17 protein-coding genes are annotated in these 22,187 nt (G+C 45.5%); 2 read left to right on the top strand and 15 right to left on the bottom strand.

Translation table 11 applies throughout. The features are described from left to right. Positions 1-132: 132 nt before the first annotated feature. From MHH92_RS25975 to MHH92_RS26015, 9 genes are all read right to left on the bottom strand, one after another. Positions 133-1,830 carry an ABC transporter substrate-binding protein gene (locus MHH92_RS25975; RefSeq protein ID WP_017692217.1) on the bottom strand — a complete coding sequence of 566 codons (1,698 nt, stop codon included), beginning with the start codon at positions 1,828-1,830 and terminating at the stop codon, positions 133-135. 321 nt (positions 1,831-2,151) lie between these two features. Then, positions 2,152-3,855: an ABC transporter substrate-binding protein gene (locus MHH92_RS25980; RefSeq protein ID WP_340907119.1), complete on the bottom strand. Its 1,704-nt coding sequence runs from the start codon at positions 3,853-3,855 to the stop codon at positions 2,152-2,154. A gap of 375 nt (positions 3,856-4,230) precedes the next feature. Next, positions 4,231-5,919: an ABC transporter substrate-binding protein gene (locus tag MHH92_RS25985; protein ID WP_074096481.1), complete on the bottom strand. Its 1,689-nt coding sequence runs from the start codon at positions 5,917-5,919 to the stop codon at positions 4,231-4,233. Positions 5,920-6,106: 187 nt separating this feature from the next. Beyond that, entirely contained in the window at positions 6,107-7,009 is a 903-nt protein-coding gene (locus MHH92_RS25990; RefSeq protein WP_340907120.1) for a carbohydrate ABC transporter permease, read from the bottom strand. Positions 7,010-7,024: 15 nt separating this feature from the next. Next, entirely contained in the window at positions 7,025-8,008 is a 984-nt protein-coding gene (locus MHH92_RS25995; protein ID WP_036606891.1) for an ABC transporter permease, read from the bottom strand. Between the two features lie 278 nt (positions 8,009-8,286). After that, the gene (locus tag MHH92_RS26000; RefSeq protein WP_340907121.1) at positions 8,287-11,196 is read right to left on the bottom strand and encodes a glycoside hydrolase family 2 protein; all 2,910 of its coding nucleotides are present in this window, start codon (positions 11,194-11,196) and stop codon (positions 8,287-8,289) included. Between the two features lie 173 nt (positions 11,197-11,369). Further along, positions 11,370-12,968 (bottom strand): response regulator transcription factor, encoded by a 1,599-nt coding sequence (locus MHH92_RS26005; RefSeq protein ID WP_340907122.1) that lies wholly within the window; start codon positions 12,966-12,968, stop codon positions 11,370-11,372. Further along, a complete protein-coding gene (locus tag MHH92_RS26010) occupies positions 12,961-14,751 on the bottom strand; it encodes a sensor histidine kinase (protein WP_340907123.1) in 1,791 nt (596 codons plus the stop codon). The genes MHH92_RS26005 and MHH92_RS26010 overlap by 8 nt, the downstream gene beginning before the upstream one ends. 219 nt (positions 14,752-14,970) lie before the next feature. Continuing rightward, complete coding sequence (locus tag MHH92_RS26015) at positions 14,971-16,149, bottom strand: MFS transporter (RefSeq protein ID WP_340907124.1); 1,179 nt, start codon at positions 16,147-16,149, stop codon at positions 14,971-14,973. A 142-nt stretch (positions 16,150-16,291) separates the two neighbouring features. Between MHH92_RS26015 and MHH92_RS26020 the strand changes: the two genes are divergently transcribed. Next, positions 16,292-16,903 (top strand): TetR/AcrR family transcriptional regulator, encoded by a 612-nt coding sequence (locus tag MHH92_RS26020; protein WP_340907125.1) that lies wholly within the window; start codon positions 16,292-16,294, stop codon positions 16,901-16,903. 94 nt (positions 16,904-16,997) lie between these two features. Here the strand turns inward: MHH92_RS26020 and MHH92_RS26025 are convergent, their stop codons facing one another. The 5 genes from MHH92_RS26025 to MHH92_RS26045 all read right to left on the bottom strand — a co-directional run bounded on the left by MHH92_RS26025 (position 16,998) and on the right by MHH92_RS26045 (position 20,691). Continuing rightward, positions 16,998-17,420: an OsmC family protein gene (locus MHH92_RS26025; protein WP_017692209.1), complete on the bottom strand. Its 423-nt coding sequence runs from the start codon at positions 17,418-17,420 to the stop codon at positions 16,998-17,000. Positions 17,421-17,652: 232 nt separating this feature from the next. After that, on the bottom strand, positions 17,653-18,399 hold the full coding sequence (locus tag MHH92_RS26030; protein WP_340907126.1) for an amino acid ABC transporter ATP-binding protein: 747 nt from the start codon (positions 18,397-18,399) through the stop codon (positions 17,653-17,655). Between the two features lie 16 nt (positions 18,400-18,415). After that, positions 18,416-19,060 carry an amino acid ABC transporter permease gene (locus tag MHH92_RS26035; RefSeq protein ID WP_062836416.1) on the bottom strand — a complete coding sequence of 215 codons (645 nt, stop codon included), beginning with the start codon at positions 19,058-19,060 and terminating at the stop codon, positions 18,416-18,418. Between the two features lie 32 nt (positions 19,061-19,092). Next, positions 19,093-19,944, bottom strand: coding sequence for a substrate-binding periplasmic protein (locus MHH92_RS26040; protein WP_340907127.1), 852 nt, complete (start codon positions 19,942-19,944; stop codon positions 19,093-19,095). 114 nt (positions 19,945-20,058) lie between these two features. Next, positions 20,059-20,691, bottom strand: coding sequence for a TetR/AcrR family transcriptional regulator (locus tag MHH92_RS26045; protein WP_036668073.1), 633 nt, complete (start codon positions 20,689-20,691; stop codon positions 20,059-20,061). A 214-nt stretch (positions 20,692-20,905) separates the two neighbouring features. Here MHH92_RS26045 and bacA point away from each other — a divergent pair, with 214 nt between their 5' ends. Next, positions 20,906-21,715: an undecaprenyl-diphosphate phosphatase gene (gene bacA, locus MHH92_RS26050; RefSeq protein WP_436262904.1), complete on the top strand. Its 810-nt coding sequence runs from the start codon at positions 20,906-20,908 to the stop codon at positions 21,713-21,715. Positions 21,716-21,985: 270 nt separating this feature from the next. Here bacA and MHH92_RS26055 read toward each other — a convergent pair whose 3' ends face one another. Next, positions 21,986-22,168, bottom strand: coding sequence for a hypothetical protein (locus tag MHH92_RS26055; protein WP_036606873.1), 183 nt, complete (start codon positions 22,166-22,168; stop codon positions 21,986-21,988). Between the last annotated feature and the right edge of the window lie 19 nt (positions 22,169-22,187).

Here is a 22,187-nt window from a genome sequence, read left to right on the forward strand (position 1 = left end):
TAAGTGCTTACAATAATAAAATTATATGTGATTTCAAAATTTGCGTCAATGCAAATCATCACATCATTCCACAAAAAAAAGGCCCATATAGGGCCCTTTCCTTGTGTATCCATGGATCACAGACAATCCATATTATTTTACGTCTTTTCCTGTCCACAGAGAGACACGTTCCTTAACCCAAACCGTAAATTGTTTCTCCATTTCAACTGCACCCGCTTTGTCCAAATCAGCCAGTAAAGCATCATAGGTTGCATCAAAGTTTGCTGGTGTAGTCAGAACAGCTTCCGGAATCCGTTTACGGATGATATCCTGCGTTTTCTGGAACGTTACCTCATAGTCTGTACCGGAAGGTACGGACATGTTATACGCTGCGCCCCAATCCTTAACTGGCAGATCTTCTTCAGCAGGATAGAACTCTTTCCAAGTCGTGATACCATAAGCTTTCAGCGTTTCTTTCTCTGCAGCCGTGTAACCAGCTACAATCTGCTCAGGGAAGTTTGTTGTGTAGTAGTTATCCGTAGAATCTTTTACACCATCACCGTATCTTGCACTAAATACGTTATACATCCCAATTCCTGTTTCCTTGCTGAAATTGGAGTTGTCATTCGTTTTGCGGTCCTGTACGTCATCTGGAATCACGCGTTTACCATCTTCTACGTTGTAATGTTCACCTTCGATACCCCAGTTTCTCAGAACTTGTCCTTCATCGGAAGCAAGCCAATCCATGAATTTGATGATACGCACTGGATCTTTGGCCGAAGTTGTAATCCCGATGCCATAACCGTCAAATCCGGCTGGTTGGAACGTGTGATCCACAATCTCATCGTTAAGTGATACAGAGAAGTGAGCGTATGTGGCATCATCCTTACCCGATGATTTGAGCGCGTTCTCCGCTTCTTGATAGTTCCACTCTTGGTCAATCAGACCGAGGACACGACCACTGGCAATTTTGGACTTGTATTGGTCATCCTTTTGAACAAAGGCATCTTTGTCCAGTAGGCCTTCATTGTACATTTTATTCAACCAGCGGAAATATTCTCTTTCCTCTGGACGTTTGTAGTGCAATTTTGCTTCATACGTTTCAGGGTCAATGTAATATTCACCATCATCCGGTGCACCTGTTGCTTGGAAAGCCGGGTTCGTTACCGTGATCATGATTTTCCAATCATCTGCATTCAATGTTAATGGAATGGTTGGTTGACCATCAATGGTTGGATGTTTTTCATAATAGGCTCTAAGTACATTCTCGTAATCCTCAAGTGTCTTCACTTCAGGGTATCCAAGCTCTTTCAATACTCTTTGCTGAATTTCAAATCCACCTGTAGCGTCAAACGTAACATTATCAACACCCATATTGGTTGGAATGGTATAGATCGCTTGATCTTCCAAACTGTATTTCAAACGGTTCATCTGTTCCCCATAGATTTTTTTCAGATTGGGAGCATGCTCCTCAATCAGATCCGTGAGATCCAGCATCGCGCCTGCATCCACAAGCTTAGATAAGTTACCTTTAGGGTAGATCATATCAGGAAAGTCACCACTGGCAGCCATCAGTGCAATCTTCTGGTTACCACCATCGTTTACATCATATTCAGCTTCAATGGTAACGCCTGTTTGCTCCGTAATCTTTTTACCAACAGCATCTTGCATCTTGTTCCAGGTTGGACTAGCATCCGCCCCGAAGAATGTAACTGTGATCGGTTCGGTTCCGCTGGACTCCGAAGTCTCTTTGGTTCCCGAATTCCCACAACCAGCTGTAACCAACATTGCACTTGCGAGCATCAACATTGCAAACGTCTTGGGTGTATTGCCTTTCATTTTGCCTCTCATTGTCTAGTTCCCCCTATTATTTATGAAGGTTTTATCTGTATAACAGGCTTTATGCCTGAGGATACCACTTTTTTTGAATGTGCTTTCGGTATCGTTCATTTCGACGTATTTACTGAAGCTGACGTTTCGATTCTGCAAAAAGAAAGATTCTTCTTCTAACAAACGTAAAACGTTTTCGGAAATGGAATAAACCGCTTACTGAAAGTGCTTACATGATAGATTATAGGCTATCCATCACCTCACGTCAACAACAAAAAAAGCCCTTTCTCAAGGGCTTTTTCCGCTATGAAAATCCTTAACTTTAATGCTTGGTTTTCAAGCTTATTTCACATCTTTTCCAGTCCAGAGAGCTACACGTTCTTTGATCCAAACGGTGTATTGTTTCTCCATCTCCACTGCACCCGCTTTATCGAGTTCAGCCAGAAGACTATCATATACGCTGTCGAAGTTCTCAGGTTTGGCAAGGATCGCTTCTGGAATACGTTTACGTACGATATCCTGTGTTTTCTGGAACGTTACGTTGTAATCCGTGTCAGATGGTACAGGCATGTTGTATGCTGCGCCCCAATCTTTCAGCTTCAGATCATCTTCGGAAGGATAGAAATCTTTCCATGTTGTAATACCGTATGCTTTCAACGTTTCCTTCTCAGCTGCAGTGTAACCTGCTTGAATCTGTTCAGGGAAATTCGTTGTGTAATAGTTATCTGTGGCATCTTTCACACCATCACCGTATCTGGCGCTAAATACGTTATACATGCCTACGCCTGATTCTTTGGTAAAAGCAGAGTTATCATTGGTTTTGCGATCTTGTACGTCAGCCGGAATGATGCGTTTCCCATTCTCGACTTGGTAATGTTGGCCTTCAACGCCCCAGTTTCTCAGGACCTGACCTTCATCGGAAGCAAGCCAATCCATGAATTTGATAATACGTACCGGATCTTTGGCCGAAGTTGTGATTCCGATACCATAACCGTCAAATCCTGTCGGTTGGAACGTATGATCCACAATATCCTTGTTCAGGGATACGGAGAAGTGGGCATATGTTTTGTCGCCACCGTTAGATGATTTCAAAGCATTCTCCGCCTCACCATAGTTCCACTCTTGGTCAATTAGACCAAGTACACGGCCACTGGCAATTTTGGATTTGTATTGGTCATCCTTTTGAACAAATGTATCTTTATCAAGCAGACCCTCATTGTACATTTTGTTCAACCAACGGAAATATTCTTTTTCTTCAGGACGTTTGTAGTGTAGAACGGCTTCATACGTCTCAGGGTTGATATAATACTCACCGTCATCCGGTCCACCCGTAGCTTGGAATGCAGGGTTCGTTACCGTAATCATAATTTTCCAGTCATCTGCATTCAATGTTAACGGAATCGTCGGTTGACCATCAATCGTTGGATGTTTTTCATAATACGTTCTCAGTACGTTCTCGTAGTCCTCAAGCGTTTTTACTTCAGGGTAGCCGAGCTCTTTCAATACTCTTTGTTGAATTTCGAATCCGCCCGTAGCATCAAACGCAACGTTATCTACACCCATATTCGTCGGGATCGTGTAAATGGCTTGATCTTCCAAACTGTATTTCAGACGGTTCATCTGATCACCATAGATTTTTTTCAAATTGGGAGCATGCTCCTCAATTAGATCGGTCAGGTCCAGCATCGCGCCTGCATCCACAAGCTTAGACAAGTTGCCTTTAGGATAGATAATATCAGGGTAATCACCACTGGCAGCCATCAAAGGAATCTTTTGGTCACCGCCATTATTCACATCATACTCAGCTTCAATTGTAACTCCCGTTGCCTTAGTAATCTCTTGACCGACAGCATCCTTCATGTTATTCCAGTTCGGACTCGCGTCTGCACCAAAGAATGTAAAGGTCACTGGACTGGTTGTATCTCCGGAATCAACCGGTTTCTCTGAAGCGTTAGTTCCTCCTCCACTGCCGCTGCATCCTGCTGTAATTGCAAGAGCACTGGCTAACAGAAGCATTGCGAATGTTTTTGGTGTTTTGCCCTTCATGTGTAATCCCCCTTATGGATATTAATGAAGCTGTATATTTGTATAACAGGCTGACCTGCAAATACCGTAACCAGATGAAACAAATGTAATTTTCTTGTTTTTATAACATTAGAAGCGTTTTCTTAAAAATAAAAAAATGTTCTTCTTGCCTTATTTCCTCTTCATTCTGCAAATGTTTACTTTGAGATTCAGGTGTATGCCACCTGTTGTACAAGCAAATGTAAGTGCTTTCATACTTGAATAATAATCGCTCCTATATCCCTTGTCAATAGTGAATTTATAAAATTGAAAACGTTTTTTAGAAAACGTTTTAGATAAAAAAAGAACCCAGAATATCTGGGTTCTTTTTCGTTTTAGATCTGAATTGCCAATCGTTTATTTAGCTTCTTCACCGCTCCACAATTGAACACGGTTTTGAACGAGTTCTGTGTATTGTTTCTCCATATCCTCTGCGCCTGCTTGGTTCACTTCTGCAATCATGCCGTCATAGATCGCATCGAACTGTTCAGGAGTACTCAGAATGGCTTCCGGGATACGTTTCCGAATGATATCCTGTGTTTTCTTGAAGATGACGTTGTAGTTGGAGTCACCTGGTGTTGGCAGATTGTATGCTGCTCCCCATGGTTTGATTGGGAACTCATCTTCACTCGGGAACAGATCTTTCCACGTCGTAGCACCGTAAGCTTTGAGTGTTTCTTTCTCTGCATCGGAATATGCTGCCACGATCTGTTCAGGGAAATTCGTAGTGTAGTAGTTGTCCGTTGAATCCTTCACACCGTCTCCATAGTGACCGGACATATTGGTGTACAGTCCAATACCCGTTTCTTTCTGGAATACAGCTGCATTATTGGTTTTCTGATCCAGAATGTCGGCAGGAATGACACGTTTGCCGTCCTTCACTTCATACTGTTTGCCCTCAATTCCCCAGTTCATCAGCACTTGCCCTTCTTCAGAAGCCAGGTAATCGAAGAATTTGATCGTACGAACCGGGTCAGGATTCGATGTTGTAATCCCTACACCCCAACCGGATACAAAACCAGGGTCTTGGTAGGCATGATCCTTGATATCCTCGGACAGGGTTACTGGAAAGTGTGAATACGTTGCTTCAGTCTTACCAGCGGATTTCAATGCATTTTCTGCATCGGAATAACCCCAATCCTGGTCAATGACACCCAGAACACGTCCACTTGCAATTTTGGATTTGTATTGGTCTGTTTTCTGGATAAAGCTGTCCTGATCCAGCAATCCAGTGTTGTACATATGGTTCAACCAGCGGAAGTACTCTTTTTCCTCTGGACGTTTGTAATGCAGACTTGCTTCATACGTCTCTGGATCGATGTAGTATTCACCATCATCCGGAGCTCCTGTTGCCTGGAAGGCAGGGTTCGTTACAGTAATCATGATTCTCCAATCATCCGCGTCCAGTGTTAACGGGATCGTTGGCTGACCATCAATCGTTGGGTGTTTCTCTTTGTACGCCTTCAATACATTCTCGTAATCCTCAAGTGTACGCACTTCCGGGTATCCGAGTTCTTTCAGTACACGGTGCTGAATGCCAAATCCACCACCTGCATCAAAGTACTTCTGGTCTACCGCATAATACGTTGGCAGCACATAAATAGCCTGATCTTCATTACTGTATTTCAACCGGTCCATGTAATTACCATACAGCTTCTTCAGATTGGGAGCATATTGGTCGATCAGATCTGTCAGATCGAGCATTGCTCCGGCATCCACCAGTTTGCTGAGTTCTCCTTTGGGGGAGACAATATCCGGATAGTCTCCGCTCGCCGCCATTAAGGATATTTTATCTTGACCACCACTAACGGCAAATTCACCGTTAAGAGTTATCCCTGTTTTTTCCGTAAGGACTTTACCTACTTCATCCTTCATGCCATTCCAGTTCGGACTGGGGTCAACGCTGAAGAAATCAAAAGTAAGTGGAGTTGTCTCTGCGCTTGTATCCTTGAACGACGTATCACTGCCGCTTCCTCCACCGCAACCTGCGAGTAAAGACATTGCAAGCACTGGTGCCAGTGCAATCTTCATTTTGGAACTTGCCATAATGGTAATCCTCCCTGTTTCATATGTCTGTCTTATCCGGGACTTTTTTGTCCCTGTCTATAGCTTCATGAATACCACACCGCAGCCCTATACGGTGAAGCGCAGACCAAATGGCTGCGCTTCGGGTATCCTGATGCTTCATTTGTAGATGTACGGCCGCTCTATGTGGCAGCCTGTACCCAATTGTTTAACCTTTTACTGCGCCCAGTGTCATACCACCAACAAAGTACTTCTGAAGGAATGGATATACAATGAGGATTGGAACCGTTACAACGATCGTAATCGCCATTTTGATCGATTCCGGTGAAATCTGTGTCATTTGCTGCGCCATATCATTCGCATTTCGTCCAGCACCTGAGCCTTGCTGTGTACTTTGCAATACTTTCATCAGCTCATATTGGAGTGTGGTCAGATGTGCCTTTGAACCATTATACAGGTACGTATCAAACCACGCATTCCATTGACCTACAGCCAGGAACAATGCGATGGTAGCAAGCACTGGTTTACACAGTGGCAAGATGATTCTGTAATAGATTGTAAAGTCATTCGCTCCGTCGAGCTTCGCGGATTCCTGCAATGAGTATGGCAGGCCATCAATGAATGAACGGATGATGAACACGTTAAATGCACTGATCATGCCAGGCAATACATATACCCAGAATGTACCGATCAGGTTCAAGTCACGCATCAGAATGTACACCGGAATCAGACCACCGGAGAAATACATCGTGAGCGCGAGTGCTGTGGAAACAAATTTTCTAAGTCCAAAATCAGGTCTGCTCAGTGTAAAGGCGATCATGGATGAACTGATCAATCCGAGCACGGTACCTACAAGTGTACGCAGAATGGAGATCTGCAAACCTTGTAACAATCCATCATATTGGAAAATCGTTTTGTAGTTCTGTAATGTGAATTCGCGAGGCCACAAGTAAATTCCGCCACGTACTGTATCTGTCGAGTTGTTGAGTGAGATGGCTAGTACGTTAAGGAATGGATAAAGTGTTACAACCAGCACCATGGTCATCGCGAGGATGTTGAATATATCGAACAGTTTATCGCCCCGAGTAGCATTGAATGCTTTGTTCGCCATAATGTCGTCCCCTCCCTACATGATGCTTTCTTTTGTGAATTTTTTGAACAAGCCGTTCGCAGTAAACAGAAGGATGATACTGACAACGGAGTTGAATATACCTATGGCTGTACCATACGAGAATCGTCCCATATTCAAACCATAATTGAGCGCGTATAGATCAAGTACTTCCGAGTAGTCTGTGACCAGACTGTTGCCAAGCAAGAACTGCTTCTCGAAACCGATACTGATCAGATGCCCAATTGACATGATGAAAAGTACAGAAATCGTGGTCCGTATGCCAGGCAGCGTAATATGCCACATCTGTCTCCAGCGGTTGGCTCCATCTACACGGGAAGCTTCATACAACTCATTGTCGATACCTGTAATCGCCGCCAGATAGATGATGGCATTCCAACCGGTTTCCTTCCACATATCTGAAGCGGTTACAATGTACCAGAACAAGTTCCCCTTGGCCATGAATTGGATCGGCTGATCGATAATGTTCAGTCCTACCAATAGATCATTGATAATCCCTCCATCGGTGGAGAGCATCTTTGTAATGATCCCGGCTACAACAACCCAGGATACAAAGTGAGGCAGATATGATACCGTTTGCACGGCACGTTTGAAGAACATGCCTCTCATTTCATTCAGGAGAATAGCGAAGAATATCGGTACGATAAAACCGACAACTAGTCCCATCAAGCTCATTGCAAGCGTATTCCGAAGTACCAGATAGAAACGATCATCACTGAACAGCTCTACAAAGTGTTTAAAACCAACCCACTCTTGATCACCAAACGATCTGGCAGGTTTATAATTTTGGAAAGCCATCGTCCATCCCCATAGTGGCAGATAGTTAAATACGAAAACCCAAGCTACGAATGGCAATGACATGAGATAGAGATATTTCTGCTGTTTCATTCTGTCCCAAATTCCGTTCCGCCGATTCTTTAAAGGCGGTTTGGGGTCACTGCTTCTGTTCGCGGAAGCGGATTTTTTTGTTAGCGTTTCCATCTCCGTTCCCCCTCCTCTGTTTTATAAAATAATCATACTCGATAGAGCGTTTTCAAAATACCATCTGGATTTTAGAGAAAATCATATAAAAATTAGATATAGACATATATAATCAGACATTAATTCGTTAAAATCAGTGATAAATTATACTTTCAAATGATATAAAAGTAATATTAAGGTAAAATACTATCTAAAGTGGTAAATATCGAAAACGTTTTATAGTAATCGTTTACTTCAACTACGTGGCATACAAAAAGGACCCTTTCGGGTCCCTCTGATTACAATGTAAACTGAATGGTTTGCAGTTTAACGATGCCGAGTAGTTGCGCTACGGATATGGAGGTTGCTGGACGGAAGTGATCTCCATTGAGATACGCAAGTATCTCCTGAAATAAGTAGGCGGCTTCCGGACGTTTCATTACAGCCAGATTGGCAAACGGAAGTGAGGATACCAAAATCTTGCCCTTCCCTACTTTTGCCTCAAAGGCATAAGCGAGTCGTTTGGCTCGATGGAAATGGTCCACCACTTCGATCAGCGGCTCCACCCCGGGCAACGTATCCAAACATATCGCTGGTGTACCGTTCACCAAGTGATACCAATGCCAGTCCGAAGCCCCATCATGCGGGAAGGAGCCTAGTAGTGCTAGCCGATCTCTCAGATACATGCCCATCGTTGCACCAGGCTGCGTAGCAAACATCAGGTAATTCCAGAATACAGGCAGATACTTGGTCTCCACTGAATCATATAACCCTTCTGCAGTTTGCTGTAGCCAAACACTCCCCCCGTTGATCACATAATCAACGACATTGGGTGTTAACGACTGAACGATAACCAAGTCAATCTCCCGATTTTTCAACAATTGAAATCCATCGATGCGATCTACGCAATCATCATGTGCTTCACTCAGGAATGGCTTCAACTCTGCCACGGTATTCCAGAACCGATTCGAACTCGGATGAGACTGATAAAAAGGAAACGACCAGCCATGCCATACATTCGTTACAGTTCTTTCCGAATCGCCTGATATCAGCTCCGCTTCGATCCGAAAAGCTGCTGCCCCTACATGAGGAGCGGTAGCGACGATGCTTCCCAGTGACATGACAGACCCACATTGGATATCTCCGGTCTTCCATGCTCCTTCAGTGAGTATCACATCATCGCTTATTAACCTCCACTGAATGACCGCGTCCTCAAACGGCTCCTTACCGTAGTGAGAGATGCGTACATCAACATGAATGGGTTCTCCGGCGTAAAATGTACGCTCCTTGCAGCTTAACAACAGCACCACATCTGCGTTGAAACGCATGAATTCTTCTGGTGTTGTAATGCCTTTGTCATCCCAAAATACATCCAGAATGCCCGTCGTAGCATGTCCCTGCCCTGGAAAATCACGAATGTCCAGAAGTTGTACGCCCGCAGCGTCCGGTGTTCGCCGAATTCGCTCCATGGCTTCTTTTAAGGAACGTACCAGATGGGTACCACTGACCTGTTGAAAATGCTCCAAATCCTCCATCATGCCTTTGTTTGTTAACGATTCTTCGATCGGTCGTAACCAGCTAGGACGCAATACGCCAGTATACTTGGCTCGCTCTTGGGGCCGCACATACATGGTGTACTGTGCATGTTCGTGCCCAATGACGGGATGCTCCGCAAGTCGGGTGACTGCATGATAGTCCAGCGTGGTATCCGGCACAGCAGAATATGCGGATTCCAACGGGGGATGCCAGTTCAACGACTGAATATAATAATCACCTTCCCGCCCTTGCGCTGGGAGCTGTCCAAAACCTGTATTGTCCGTATATAACCGGGTCGGGTCCATATCCCTTGCCCTCGATACCCATGCATTGAGTTCAGGATGGCCATTCGGACCAATGAGTTCATTCCCCATGGAGAACATGACGAATGAAGGATGTCTATGCAGCGACTGAAGCAACCCGTCCAGTTCTTGTGTCAGATAGGACAATACTTCAGCTGGCGCAGACTGATCCGATTGTTCAAAGAAACGAGACCAATGTGGGAGTTCTGCCTGTACCAGCATGCCCGCTTCATCAGCCGCCTTCCAGAAAGGCTCCGGCGCGCTCCACCCATGCAGTCGGACATGATTGAAGCCATACGATCTGGCGACTCGAAACTGCTGAAGATAATGCTCCTTGTCCCAGACGGGATAACCCGTCAGTGGAAAGATACAGCAATCGACGTACCCGCGCAGATATACTGGTGTCCCATTCAACTCAAGCTGCTTGCCGTTAGCTGCAAAGGAGCGTACACCAAAAGATTGCTCCAGCCGATCCAGTTCCTGTTCACCGTCATGCAGACGGATCACAGCCTTGTATAATTCAGGGGATTCATCCGACCATCTTGCGATAGACTTTTCTGTTCCAAGTTCCAATCGCCACTGATCTATTACAGCGTTACTTTCAGTTAAACCTGCTGAGCTTATATCCACATGTGATGGATCACTCAGATTCACATTACAACTATATCGATCTAGCCATGTGCCGTCCGGATGCTGGATATCCACATGTAATTGCATCGTTCTAGCCAATTCATTTGCGGGAGCGCTTACAGTACAATCAACCAGAATGGTTCCGTTTTCAGCATCTGGTTGAATACGTAACGTCTGTAATCGGCATGGGGGCAGACTGTCCAGATAAACACCACCCGTGATTCCACCCCAAGCTGTGGCCGTATGCAATGAATGAATATGGCTACCCGCCAGCGGAAGTTTCATCGTATTATCCACGCGGATCTCCACACGATTCACTTCTCCCTGCTTCACCAGAGAGGTAACATCCCACTTCTGTTGATTCACCAGACTATCCTGCTGCCCGGCATATTGTCCATTGATCCAGAGATGGGTTGTCCATCGGACACCTTCCAATCTGAATACATATTGGCATCCGGGATCGTCTGATGGAACATGAACATCCTGAGCATACCAGGCTGAGCCTTCATATTCGCGTACCTTGGTCCAGGTATCGAGCCTTTCGTATTCAGGCTCATCTCCGTATCCTTGCTCTTCCCATGAACCGGGAATCTGAATGGTCTCCCATGATGTATTTTCACATTGTGATGGCGGTAATATCTTTTGTTCAACGAGTTTATCGGACTCCAGATCCAAACAAAACTGCCATGTTCCATTTAAGTTCAATGGTTGACGTACAGCGCCTATATCAGATAAATTCATATCGTATAGCCATCCCTTCAACTGAATTCTTGTAAATCCAGTCTAAAATGTAAAACATTCCGTGACCATTGCTTATCATGGGAAGTGCATGGACAATATGATGAATCTGAAAATTTCTCAGGAACCGAAAACGTTTTACACAATAGACAAGGGCAAGGCCCATCACTCCATACTTATTCCTCGTTTATATCCGTAGCCGTTCCTTTAATTGATGATTGGGTTCTGGCCTGTTTGTAAGCGGAAGGGGATTCCCCTACATATTTCTTGAACTTACCGTGGAAGTAGTCCACATTTGCATACCCCACTCTCGCCGCAACCTGATGGACCTTTAATCCTTCGTCCAGCAATTCCTTGGCCTTTTCCATACGTACCTTGTCCAGAAATGCATTGAAATACTCTCCAGTATGATTTTTAAACAACTTACCCAAGTAACTGCTGTTATAGTTAAACACTTCTGCCAGTACTTCGAGTTTGAGATTCTCGCCAGGGTTACGCTGGATAAATTCAATCATCTGTTTCAATACAGTATCCTTGCTTCCCCCACCCATACGTTGAATAAGTCGATTCAAATGCTCCGCTGCCATGACTTTGAGATCAGACATCGTAAATTGATGATAGACTTCATTAATCAGAACCGAATGTTCCTGCATAATGGAGTGCATATGTTGATTCGTCGCTGCAAGCTTGTTGAACGCCAGGGAAAATACCTGTGAGAACGCCGTCTTGATCGCTTGCTCTGTTCGGTGATATGGAACCAGGCGCTCTTCCATCTCACCCAGTACCCGCATAACGGACTCACTACTGCGGATGTCTAACGCATAATACAGCTTGTCCGCGAGTTCGTCCTCAACTGGCTCATGTGCTCCGTTCACAGCTTCAACTTCTGGCTTAACAACGCCTTCGCCTTCGCTGCCTTCAGTCCACAGAATGATGCGTTGCTCCGTGAACAAGAAGCGTTCCCCGAGTAAACGATTCGCCTGCGTGTATGATCGCGCAATTTCAGAAGTGGAATGTACGGGTTCTCCTGCAGCACCATACATGTGAACTTCCCATTCTCCCAGCAGTCCTTCCAGCTCATCATACAGATTTCTTGCAGATGACTCGGATGTGATTGTTTCCTTACTTAACAGCCCCAGACCTGAATGGAACGAGAATACAATGCCTCGGTCTTTATGGTCAAATGCTTCAATCAGTTTGCGTTTCATAACACTTCCCCGTTGCAGGTCGGGGGCTACATGCATCTCAAGCAGCACAATCTGATAGTGAGGCCAGTGCAGCCCCAGGCTATCTTCTTCCATGCTACCCGCACCCTCCAGACTGTCAAAGAGCAAAGCCTCGATCTGATGCTCCCTAAAGACGGTATCTTCACCAGCATGCCGTGCCATTGTCTCCCGTTCACGGGTCAGGATTGTAGCAATCCGCTCCAGTTCACCAATAATCTCTTCTTCATCCACCGGTTTGAGCAGATAACCATCCACACCAAAACTAATGGCTTTTTTGGCATAATCAAAATCCGCGTAACCACTTAATATCAAAAAGTGCGAATCCGGATGATTCCGGCGTACTTCTTCAATCACATCCAGCCCGGTCATACCGGGCATGCGAATATCAATAATCGTCAGATCAGGCTCCAATTCCTCAAACCGGGAGATGGCCTCACGCCCGCTGGCAGCTGTAGCGATGACCTGGAATCCGTATTTTTCCCACTCGATAATGGTTGTCAGTCCCTCACGTATGCTCGGTTCGTCATCCACCAAAAACACTTTATACATGTTGGTCCCCTCCTGCTGGCAAAGTGAAAGAAACCTCTGTTCCTTCCCCATATACACTCGTAATCTGTAATCCATATGGCTCCCCGTACGTCAATGTTAAGCGTTGATGTACATTGCGCATGCCGATCCGACTCTTCTCCTGTTCCTCTGGTCCACAGATAAACTGCATCACCTCAGCCAGTCGTTCTGGCGTTATGCCTGCACCATTGTCATCCACACGGATCTGCACAATGTTCTCTACTAAACGAATACTTATATGAACACGGACTGTACCCTCTTTGTTCTCCAGACCATGGACAATCGCATTCTCAACCAAAGGTTGAATAATCAAAGGCGGAATGTACATCTTCTCCACCTCGGGATCGATATGGATCTGGAATGCAAGGCGGTCGCCGTAACGAAATTTCTGAATTTCCAAATAGGAACGTACCATTTCAAGTTCAGCCCGGAAGGTTGTTTTTCCACTGCCAATCTCCAGACTCTTGCGCATCAGCTTGCCCAACAGCCTGACGATGTTGGCAATCTCTGCTTCTCCCTTAATATGCGCTTTCATTCGAATGGACTCCAGTGCATTAAACAAGAAATGTGGATTGATCTGGCTCGCCATCATTTTCAGTTTAATCTCTTTTTGTGCGATTTCCAATTGATTGTTCTGTTCGGTCGCTTCTACCACCTGCGTCATGAGTTCATTGATACTTTTCACCATATAGTTGAACTGTCGTGACAGTTGCCCAATCTCATCATTTCCATCAATCCGTGAAGTCACGTTCAGGTCTCCTAATGCAAGCTTGTTGAGGTGTTTACTCAGCCGGAGCAATCGGTTCGAAGTGAGGAACGAGATGATATATACGAATAATAGGGCGATAACCAGCACAAGGATAATGAAAATCATGCCGATCAAGCTGACGGTGTTAGCGTCTTTGACGATATTTTTGGTAGCAAAAACCGATATCACCTTCAGGCTATTCATACTCGATCCAGGGCCCAGCTCATCAATAACAATATTAGATGGTTCCCCCCGGAAATCACCCTCTATGGTGCCTTTCGCCTGATTCTGCAGATCAACACCAAAATCAAGCTCATCCAGCGTTTTACCCACCAGCTCGGTATTCTTGGCTGCAACCACATACCCCTGCTCGTCCGTAATCATCGTCTCAAACTGTTCCTGACGCAACAATCCATTCAGCTCATCCTGATTGATCACAATCATCAACACGCCCTCTGTCCGATACTCGGCAAAAGGTACTTTGCGCACCAGGCTGAGCTTGTGTACAGGATTATCTTCCTTGTCCGGAATGTAGAACCACCCGATGCTGGTTGTTTTCAGTGCCTGTTGGTACCAGTAGCTCTCTTCCGTCTGCTTGTCTACCGGGATGAATTCGAGGTTGTTGATCAATGTTGGGTTAGTTGAGTAAAAACGAATGCCGGCTATCTCACGATACAAACGCCTGTACTCCTGAAAATCTTTGTATGCAAGATACGCTGAGGTTAGCTCCACAACGCTCTTGTAGCGTTTATTCACGATCTCCTTGAGATCCGCATTAAACATTAATAGATTGGATATATCGGTTGGTACACGCAGCATGGTTGCCGTCTGGCTCTTGATCTTGTCCACATTGATGATTGTCTGTCCTATTGCATTGTCCAGGGCTTGCTGGCGAAAATAACTGGTCACAGCAAGGCCAACAATCAGGACCGGAATCATGACAACCAGTACATAGGAAATGAGCAATTTATGTTTTAATTTGAGATTATTAGTGGTTCGTATCAGCCTTTTAAACATGTCTGCACCTTCCGTCATCTGTATAAGCGCTTACATATAAACAGCAGGATCAGGATGTACTGTCCTCAGAATTAATCATACCACATAACCGCCAGAATTCGGATTGTCATTGCAATGGGTAATATATTGCCAGGCAACAAGCCAGCCTAACCTCTAACAAAAGAGGCCGCCATTAACATGGCGACCGGGCTTACCGAATTATTTTCTACTGACAGAAGTTTAGTGACTCCTAGATGGGCGAAATCCATATCCTTTGGCACGCCATGCAACAATCAAAGCCACCAATGTTAAAGCCAAGATGGCCCAGTTAAATGATGCAGCTCCCCATTGATTCAGAAGAACACCTCCCGCCATTCCCCCAAGGGCAATAGCCAGATTCCAAACGGTTGTATTAATCGGCATGACGAGATCCACACCCTGTTCCCCAGTAGCTTGAGCAAGTGCAGTCTGTAACAGGGTAGCCGCACCACCAAATGTCAGACCCCACAGCGCAACAGAACCGAAGACCACAACAACGTGCTCACTCCAAAGACCCAATACAAGGGAAATCAAAGCAAAGCCCGCAAGGCTCATGAGAACCAGCATACGCAACCACCGATCAATGAAAATACCTGTAATCCAGATGCCCACCAATGCCATCAGACCAAATACAAGTAAAATGAGTCCAACCTTCGATTCCAAACCGACATCGGCGAGAAAAGGAGCAATATACGTGTATAAAATATTATGAGCCAACATCCAGGCCAAAACGACAGTTAAAATGGGTATTACACCGGGGGTGAACAGTACTTGCATGACAGAGATACGTTTATCAGCTGACTGCCCCGGATAGTCGGGTACTTTCCAGAGCACCCAGAAAATCAGTACAAACGCTAGCAACGACATCAGCCAGAACACTGAGCGCCAGCCCATAAATGAACCAAGCAGCGTACCTGCCGGAACACCAAACGATAGGGCAATCGGCGTTCCAATCATAGCCACAGCCATGCCCCTTCCCTTGAGATGCTCAGGTACCATGCGTAATGCATAACCACCAATTAGGCCCCAGGAGACACCTGCTGCAACACCGGCCAAGAAACGAGCGAATAGTGTCAGTACATAGTTTGATGAGAGGGCAGTAATGGTGTTGAAGACAAGAAAACCGATAATAGACAGAAGTAAAAGCGGACGCCGCCGCCAACCCTTTGTCAGCACTGCCACAGGTATGGCAGCAACCAGCGACCCAACAGCATAAAAGGTGACAAGCTGCCCCGCCCCTGCCTCAGAGATCTGCAGCCCTTCTTTTATTTGCGGCAGCAACCCCGCAGGAAGTGTTTCGGTCATAATAGCTATGAAACCCGCCATAGCCAGGGCCAGCAACCCCAACCACGGAAAACGATGAGAAGATATATCCGACATCTGTGCAGCTCCTTTTAAGATAATGAAAAACAAGTAATCGAATTATGGATCGATCATTCCTTATATTATTCGGACCGTCTCACCTTGTCAATGACTTTTGGATCGATTAGTATATAATTAAGAAAAAAGAGGGGGAACTCTTATGGCAAGAACGGGACGTCCGCGCATTTTCGATCGGGATGAAGCTTTATTACAAGCGATGATGCTCTTTTGGGAGCAAGGTTTCGAGGCCACTTCATTACTTCAGCTTCGAGCAGCTATGGGGGATATTTCAGCAGCCAGCTTCTATGCAGCTTTTGAATCCAAAGAAGCGCTGTATAAAGAAGCAGTGGAACGATATATGGATACGTTTGGACGTGTGACGGAAAGTTTCTCGGATCTCACGCTGTCACCAAGAGAAGCGATTGAAACCACATTAAGAAGCACAGCAAAAATGCAAACAGACAGCACACATCCATCTGGCTGTTTAATTGTGCTGTCAGCCAGTACATGTTCTTCCAAAAACAATCATATCCGTGACATTACCGCTGAGAAACGAAAGCTGACTCGCAACCGCCTGCAGAATTGCATCCAACGTGCTGTGGATGTCGGTGAAATTCCTGCTTCCACGAATGTAGCCATGCTGACCACCGTATTTGATACCTTTATGCAAGGTATCTCTACCCAAGCCCGCGACGGTGTTCCTCATGCAACGATCGATCAGGCTATCACGGAATTCATGGGCATCTGGAACCTTGTTCAACATCCAGCCTGACTTTACTTACGAACTGTTGATAGGTTAGAAAAGCAAAAAAAGGCACTCCCACGATTGGAAGTGCCTGCTTAGTATAGAATCTGTTCGTTTGTTATTAAGGACGAGGTGTACTTACCCCATTGAGGATCAGTTTAGGATGAATATCGGCGTTCAGCGAAGCGGAGACTGCACAATATTTTTCTTCAGCCATTTGGATGGCTTTCCAGATGCGATAATCCGGGATATCCCCATCGACTTTGAAGATCAGATCAATGGATGTGAACCCTTTAGGCATCTCTTCACTGCGTGTGCCTTGCGCTTCAATCTCAATCGACTCAATTTTGTCCAGGAAAGCGTCCAGAATCATTGTAATATCGATTCCCATACAGCCCCCGAGACCCGCCAGTAACAATTCCATCGGGGTCGCACCCTTGCTGTCACCACCATAAGCAGCAGTGGCATCCATGCCAACCGCGTAGCCAGAGGGTCCTTCGGAAGTAAACGCACGTTTGCCTTTCCATACGGTTGTTACATTCATGATGTTATCCTTCTTTCTCACAATAGTTTACGATTTGCAGAACTCCGTTCCGGGTACGGCTCGTTCTTCCGATCGCTGTTGTCTCCAAATATTTTTGATTTATATTCACAAAGGACAATATTCGGAGACAAAGGCGAGCGCTACGCTTCTTCAGAATCGATTCCGTCCCCTTCACTCAGCAGCTTATCGCTATAATCGATCGTATCAATCAGTATAAATTGTAGTAATATAATTAGAATTCAGTAATCTGTTGCAAGAAACGGCGGGTGCGCTCTTGCTTCGGCTGTTCGAAAAGGGCCTGTGGACTTGCTTCTTCCACAATCGATCCATCCGCCATAAAGACGATTTTGTTCGCCACATTACGGGCAAACTTCAATTCATGCGTCACAACCAGCATCGTCATGCCTTCCTCTGCAAGCTCCTTCATGACGGAAAGCACCTCTCCGACCAGTTCAGGATCAAGAGCTGAAGTTGGCTCATCAAACAGCATCACTTCTGGCTCCATCGCGAGTGCACGCGCAATGGCGACCCGCTGCTGTTGTCCACCGGACAATCGGGATGGATACGCATCCTGCTTGTCCGACAAGCCGACCCGATTCAGAAGAATCCGGCCGCGTTCAGCCGCTTCGTCACGTTTGATTTTTTTCACCGTAACAAGACCTTCCATGACATTGCCCAGCACCGTCTTGTGAGGATACAGATTGAACTGCTGGAAGACCATACCGGTCTGGCGACGAATCTCCAGTACCCGGGCACGCTGGACTCGCAGCGGATCTGCGCTGTTGACCACAATGCCGTTTACTTCGATCTGTCCTCCGGACAGCTCTTCCAGCCCATTCAGGCAGCGCAGTAAGGTACTTTTGCCTGAACCACTTGGGCCGAGCAATACAACAATATCTTTGGCATCGACATGAAGATCGATGTTCGTAAGTACTTCATTTTTCTGAAAACGTTTGGTAAGTCCAGTTGTTGTAATCATCAGTTCTCTCCTCCCATCAGTAAGCCCGGGCCAACCGGCGCTCCACTTGTTCCAGAATGGCCGAGAAGCCGATACTCATGATCCAGTAAATTACACCAATAGCCAGATAAAATGGCATGTTCACATAATATTGGGCTACCAACAGCTGTGCCGAGCGAAGCAACTCTGTAACCCCAAGGGCAGCTACAAGTGATGTTTCCTTCAACATGCCAATAAAGGTGTTCCCCATCGGTGGAATCGCAATGCGCACTGCCTGCGGGAAGATAATCCGTCTCATCGCTTGAGCGGGGGTCATTCCCGTTGCATATGCAGCTTCCGTCTGTCCTTTAGGCACAGCCTGAATGGCTCCACGGAACGTCTCCGACAGAAACGCACCTGCATTCAGACTCAGTCCTAGACATGCTGCGGTGAGTGATCCCAAGGTCACTCCATAATCGACCAATCCGTAATAAATAACGAATAATTGCACCAGCAGCGGGGTTCCCCGCATGATGGATACATAAAACCTTGCGATCAACCTAAGCCACATCGGTCCCTTCAGACGAGCAATCGCAACAAGCACCCCGATGATGAACGCAAAAAACATGGAGATCACAGTTACATACAGCGTATAATAAGCCCCCTTCAGAAAGAAGGGGATATTCTCAAATACCAGTTCCATGGGTCAAATCTTCCCTTCGCCTTGCAGGTTCATTATTGCGCAGGCTCTTCACCAAACCATTTTTTGAAAATGGTATTGTACGTGCCATCATCTTTCATGCCTTTGAGAGCATCATTCAGTGCTGCTACGAGTTCCGGATTGTCTTTGCGAACAGCAATACCTGCCTGGTCACTCTTAATAGCTTCACCTACAGCTTTGATTTTCAATCCGTTGGCATCCACAATCGGTTTCAGAGCGTACATATTGTTGATTGTTGCATCAATCCGCCCAGCATTCAGATCTTTGAGTGAAGAGATGACATCGTCATAGGTTTTGATCGTGAAGTCTCCCACTTTTGGCAACACTTCATTACGCAGATATGATTCATCATTTGTACCCAGACCTACGCCAATCGTCTTACCTTTGAAGTCTTCCAGCTTGGTAATATCGTTATTGTCTTCTTTTACAATAATTTTAACTTGGTTCGTAATATACGGATCACTGAAATCAAGTACTTTCTTACGATCATCGGTAATCGTCATCTGGCTGATAATGGCATCAAGCTTCTTCGCTTGCAGACTTGGTGTCAGACCGGAGAACTCTTGGGATACAAATTCAACCTCTACACCCAGACGCTTCGCAACTTCACGTGCGATATCGGCATCATAGCCGTCCATTTCTTTCTTATCGTTCAGGAAGTTGTACGGTGCGTATGTGCCCATCATGCCCACTTTGATAACGCCAGCAGACTTGATTTGCTCCAGTTCATTGCTTGCCTGTGCACCATTTGTACTTCCATTGTCTGCTGCTTTACTTCCACAAGCACTAAGTACCAGCACGGTCATCAGCAGAATTGCTGTCAAAGACCAGCCTTTACGAGTTTTCGATCCATATGTTTTGTTCATTACGTTAACTTCCTCTCAGTCGTGTATTAATCTGGATGTACATTGGGTTACTTTATTGTGACTAAACCGCAGTTGTACCCATTATTCCCTGCTATTTGTTTAATCATGTGAATCTTATGTGCCTAGCAGTCCGTAAAACTCAAAGCTTGCTGCCTCAGCTGCCAGCGATGAAGCTGTCATGGCTGAGAACTTGCTGTGCAACTCATCGGAACCGAACAACCAGCGTGATATCATGCCTTCAATCATGCTTACCAATAGCGCTGCTCGAAGTGGAACATTCATGCCCTTAGGCAACATGCCGAGTTCGATGGCACGTTCCATATTGTGACGAAACGCAGTTTCCACAGCATTACGTGTCTCCTCGACCAGGCGTTGTACGGATTCTTCCGTCACAATGCCCTTGAGTAACAGTTCCATAAAATAACGATTCTGCGCGGCAAACATGAACAGGTCAGTGAACAGCCTTTCCGATGCTTTCACCATATCTTCTACCGATCCGGCATCCTTGCGGTACCCTTGTCCAATCGACTCAAGTAACTCCTCCTTGCCCGTTAAGACAATTTCTGAAGCAATGGCTTCTTTACTCTTGAAGTGCCAGTAGAATGTTCCTTGCGCCACACCTGCCTCGCGAACGATATCGGAAATTTTCGTCTGATGGTAGCCTTGGGTTGCAAAACGCTCCATCGCTATGCGTATTATTTGGTCCCGGCGTTCTTCACCGGGTTCCAAACCGTTAATTTTGGTCATTCATGTAACCCTCCCGATTGATCAGTCAGTCAGTTAATTTATATCCTATGGGATAACTAGGTTTTTGTCAATATAGTTTTATACAAATGGTTACAAGCATAAGTTGAAGTTGAGTGCATTTGTGATCATAATAGGTGATAGCCTTGTTCAAATGAACAGGCATGGTCAAGCAGGACAGCCTGTGCTGTCACCTGTATTTCAAGGAGGAAGAGAATTGGATATTATATCATCCATTATTATGGGCATCATCGAAGGTTTGACAGAATTTTTGCCCGTATCCTCCACTGGACACATGATTCTGACTGCCCATTTGCTCGGTTTATCAGAGGACAACGAGTCAGTCAAAACGTTTGAGGTGGTTGTTCAGCTCGGAGCTGTACTTGCTGTTGTAGTACTGTACTGGAACAAATTCATTGATATGTTCCGCTTCACTGGAGGGAAAAGGGCATATTCCCGCCGCCTCAATCTGGGACATATCTTCTTGGCGATGGTTCCTGCCGTAGTCATCGGACTTGTATTCCGCGACTGGATCAAGGCACATTTGTTTGGTCCGGAAACAGTGCTGTACAGCCTCGTTATAGGTGGTATATTGATGATCGTAGCCGAACGCTGGAGTCGGAAGAGTGGGCGGATTACTACCCATGATGTCGATGATATTTCCTACAAACAGGCATTCGCGGTGGGTATATTTCAAATCTTGGCATTGTGGCCAGGCTTCTCTCGTTCCGGGTCAACGATCTCAGGCGGTCTCTTTGCAGGGGTAAGCCGTGTAGCCGCTGCAGAGTTCACATTCCTCGTGTCTGTGCCAATTATGATTGGTGCTACGGGATATGACCTGTACAAAAGTATCGATCACCTGAACGGCAGTGATTTCCCGATCTTTGCGATTGGATTCATCGCTGCTTTCATCGTCGCCATGCTTGCGATCAAGACGTTCCTGTCCATTTTGAAAAAATTGAGCCTGACCGTCTTTGCTGTATATCGCTTTGTCTTGGCAGCCGTGTTCTTTATTATTTTGATGTAATCATTACAATTCAAGTAATTAGACAGGCAAAATCAATGGCGGCCTCACGTTCACTTGGGAAGCGAGGCCGCCATATTTTATATTCTGAACTATTGTTTCTGTTGCTTCACAATTCTGTTGCTGCTTCAGAGACAGCAATACCCGTAATTAGAAGAAATCTGATTCTTCATTACTTCCTTCTTTAGTGGGTTGGATCATTGGTGATGCCGACTAGGTTTACTATGTATCATGGACAACCATATTTATGTTCACTTCTGAAAAGAAGCCTGTCTAATACCACTCTTTTACTTGAAAGTTCCGGTGTTTCTTTCGACTCTTCAATCTCTCACGCAGATTATATCTATTCTCCTTTTGTTCCTGCAGCAATTGCTTCACCCCGATCATCAACAACCGGTATCTTCGGTCATCATTGTGACTTAATTGGTGCATTTCTTCAAAAATTTCATTCTTCATACGGATCTTGTTCACTCCA

The organism is Paenibacillus sp. FSL M7-1414 (genome assembly GCF_038003195.1).
GTDB lineage: Bacteria > Bacillota > Bacilli > Paenibacillales > Paenibacillaceae > Paenibacillus > Paenibacillus amylolyticus.

Excerpts from the sequence above, each read along its gene's own strand:
- MHH92_RS25975 (WP_017692217.1), bottom strand. The coding sequence starts at position 1,830 with ATGAGAGGCAAAATGAAAGGCAATACACCCAAGACGTTTGCAATGTTG.
- MHH92_RS25980 (WP_340907119.1), bottom strand. The coding sequence starts at position 3,855 with ATGAAGGGCAAAACACCAAAAACATTCGCAATGCTTCTGTTAGCCAGT.
- MHH92_RS25985 (WP_074096481.1), bottom strand. The coding sequence starts at position 5,919 with ATGGCAAGTTCCAAAATGAAGATTGCACTGGCACCAGTGCTTGCAATG.
- MHH92_RS25990 (WP_340907120.1), bottom strand. The coding sequence starts at position 7,009 with ATGGCGAACAAAGCATTCAATGCTACTCGGGGCGATAAACTGTTCGAT.
- MHH92_RS25995 (WP_036606891.1), bottom strand. The coding sequence starts at position 8,008 with ATGGAAACGCTAACAAAAAAATCCGCTTCCGCGAACAGAAGCAGTGAC.
- MHH92_RS26000 (WP_340907121.1), bottom strand. The coding sequence starts at position 11,196 with ATGAATTTATCTGATATAGGCGCTGTACGTCAACCATTGAACTTAAAT.
- MHH92_RS26005 (WP_340907122.1), bottom strand. The coding sequence starts at position 12,968 with ATGTATAAAGTGTTTTTGGTGGATGACGAACCGAGCATACGTGAGGGA.
- MHH92_RS26010 (WP_340907123.1), bottom strand. The coding sequence starts at position 14,751 with ATGTTTAAAAGGCTGATACGAACCACTAATAATCTCAAATTAAAACAT.
- MHH92_RS26015 (WP_340907124.1), bottom strand. The coding sequence starts at position 16,149 with ATGTCGGATATATCTTCTCATCGTTTTCCGTGGTTGGGGTTGCTGGCC.
- MHH92_RS26020 (WP_340907125.1), top strand. The coding sequence starts at position 16,292 with ATGGCAAGAACGGGACGTCCGCGCATTTTCGATCGGGATGAAGCTTTA.
- MHH92_RS26025 (WP_017692209.1), bottom strand. The coding sequence starts at position 17,420 with ATGAATGTAACAACCGTATGGAAAGGCAAACGTGCGTTTACTTCCGAA.
- MHH92_RS26030 (WP_340907126.1), bottom strand. The coding sequence starts at position 18,399 with ATGATTACAACAACTGGACTTACCAAACGTTTTCAGAAAAATGAAGTA.
- MHH92_RS26035 (WP_062836416.1), bottom strand. The coding sequence starts at position 19,060 with ATGGAACTGGTATTTGAGAATATCCCCTTCTTTCTGAAGGGGGCTTAT.
- MHH92_RS26040 (WP_340907127.1), bottom strand. The coding sequence starts at position 19,944 with ATGAACAAAACATATGGATCGAAAACTCGTAAAGGCTGGTCTTTGACA.
- MHH92_RS26045 (WP_036668073.1), bottom strand. The coding sequence starts at position 20,691 with ATGACCAAAATTAACGGTTTGGAACCCGGTGAAGAACGCCGGGACCAA.
- MHH92_RS26055 (WP_036606873.1), bottom strand. The coding sequence starts at position 22,168 with ATGAAGAATGAAATTTTTGAAGAAATGCACCAATTAAGTCACAATGAT.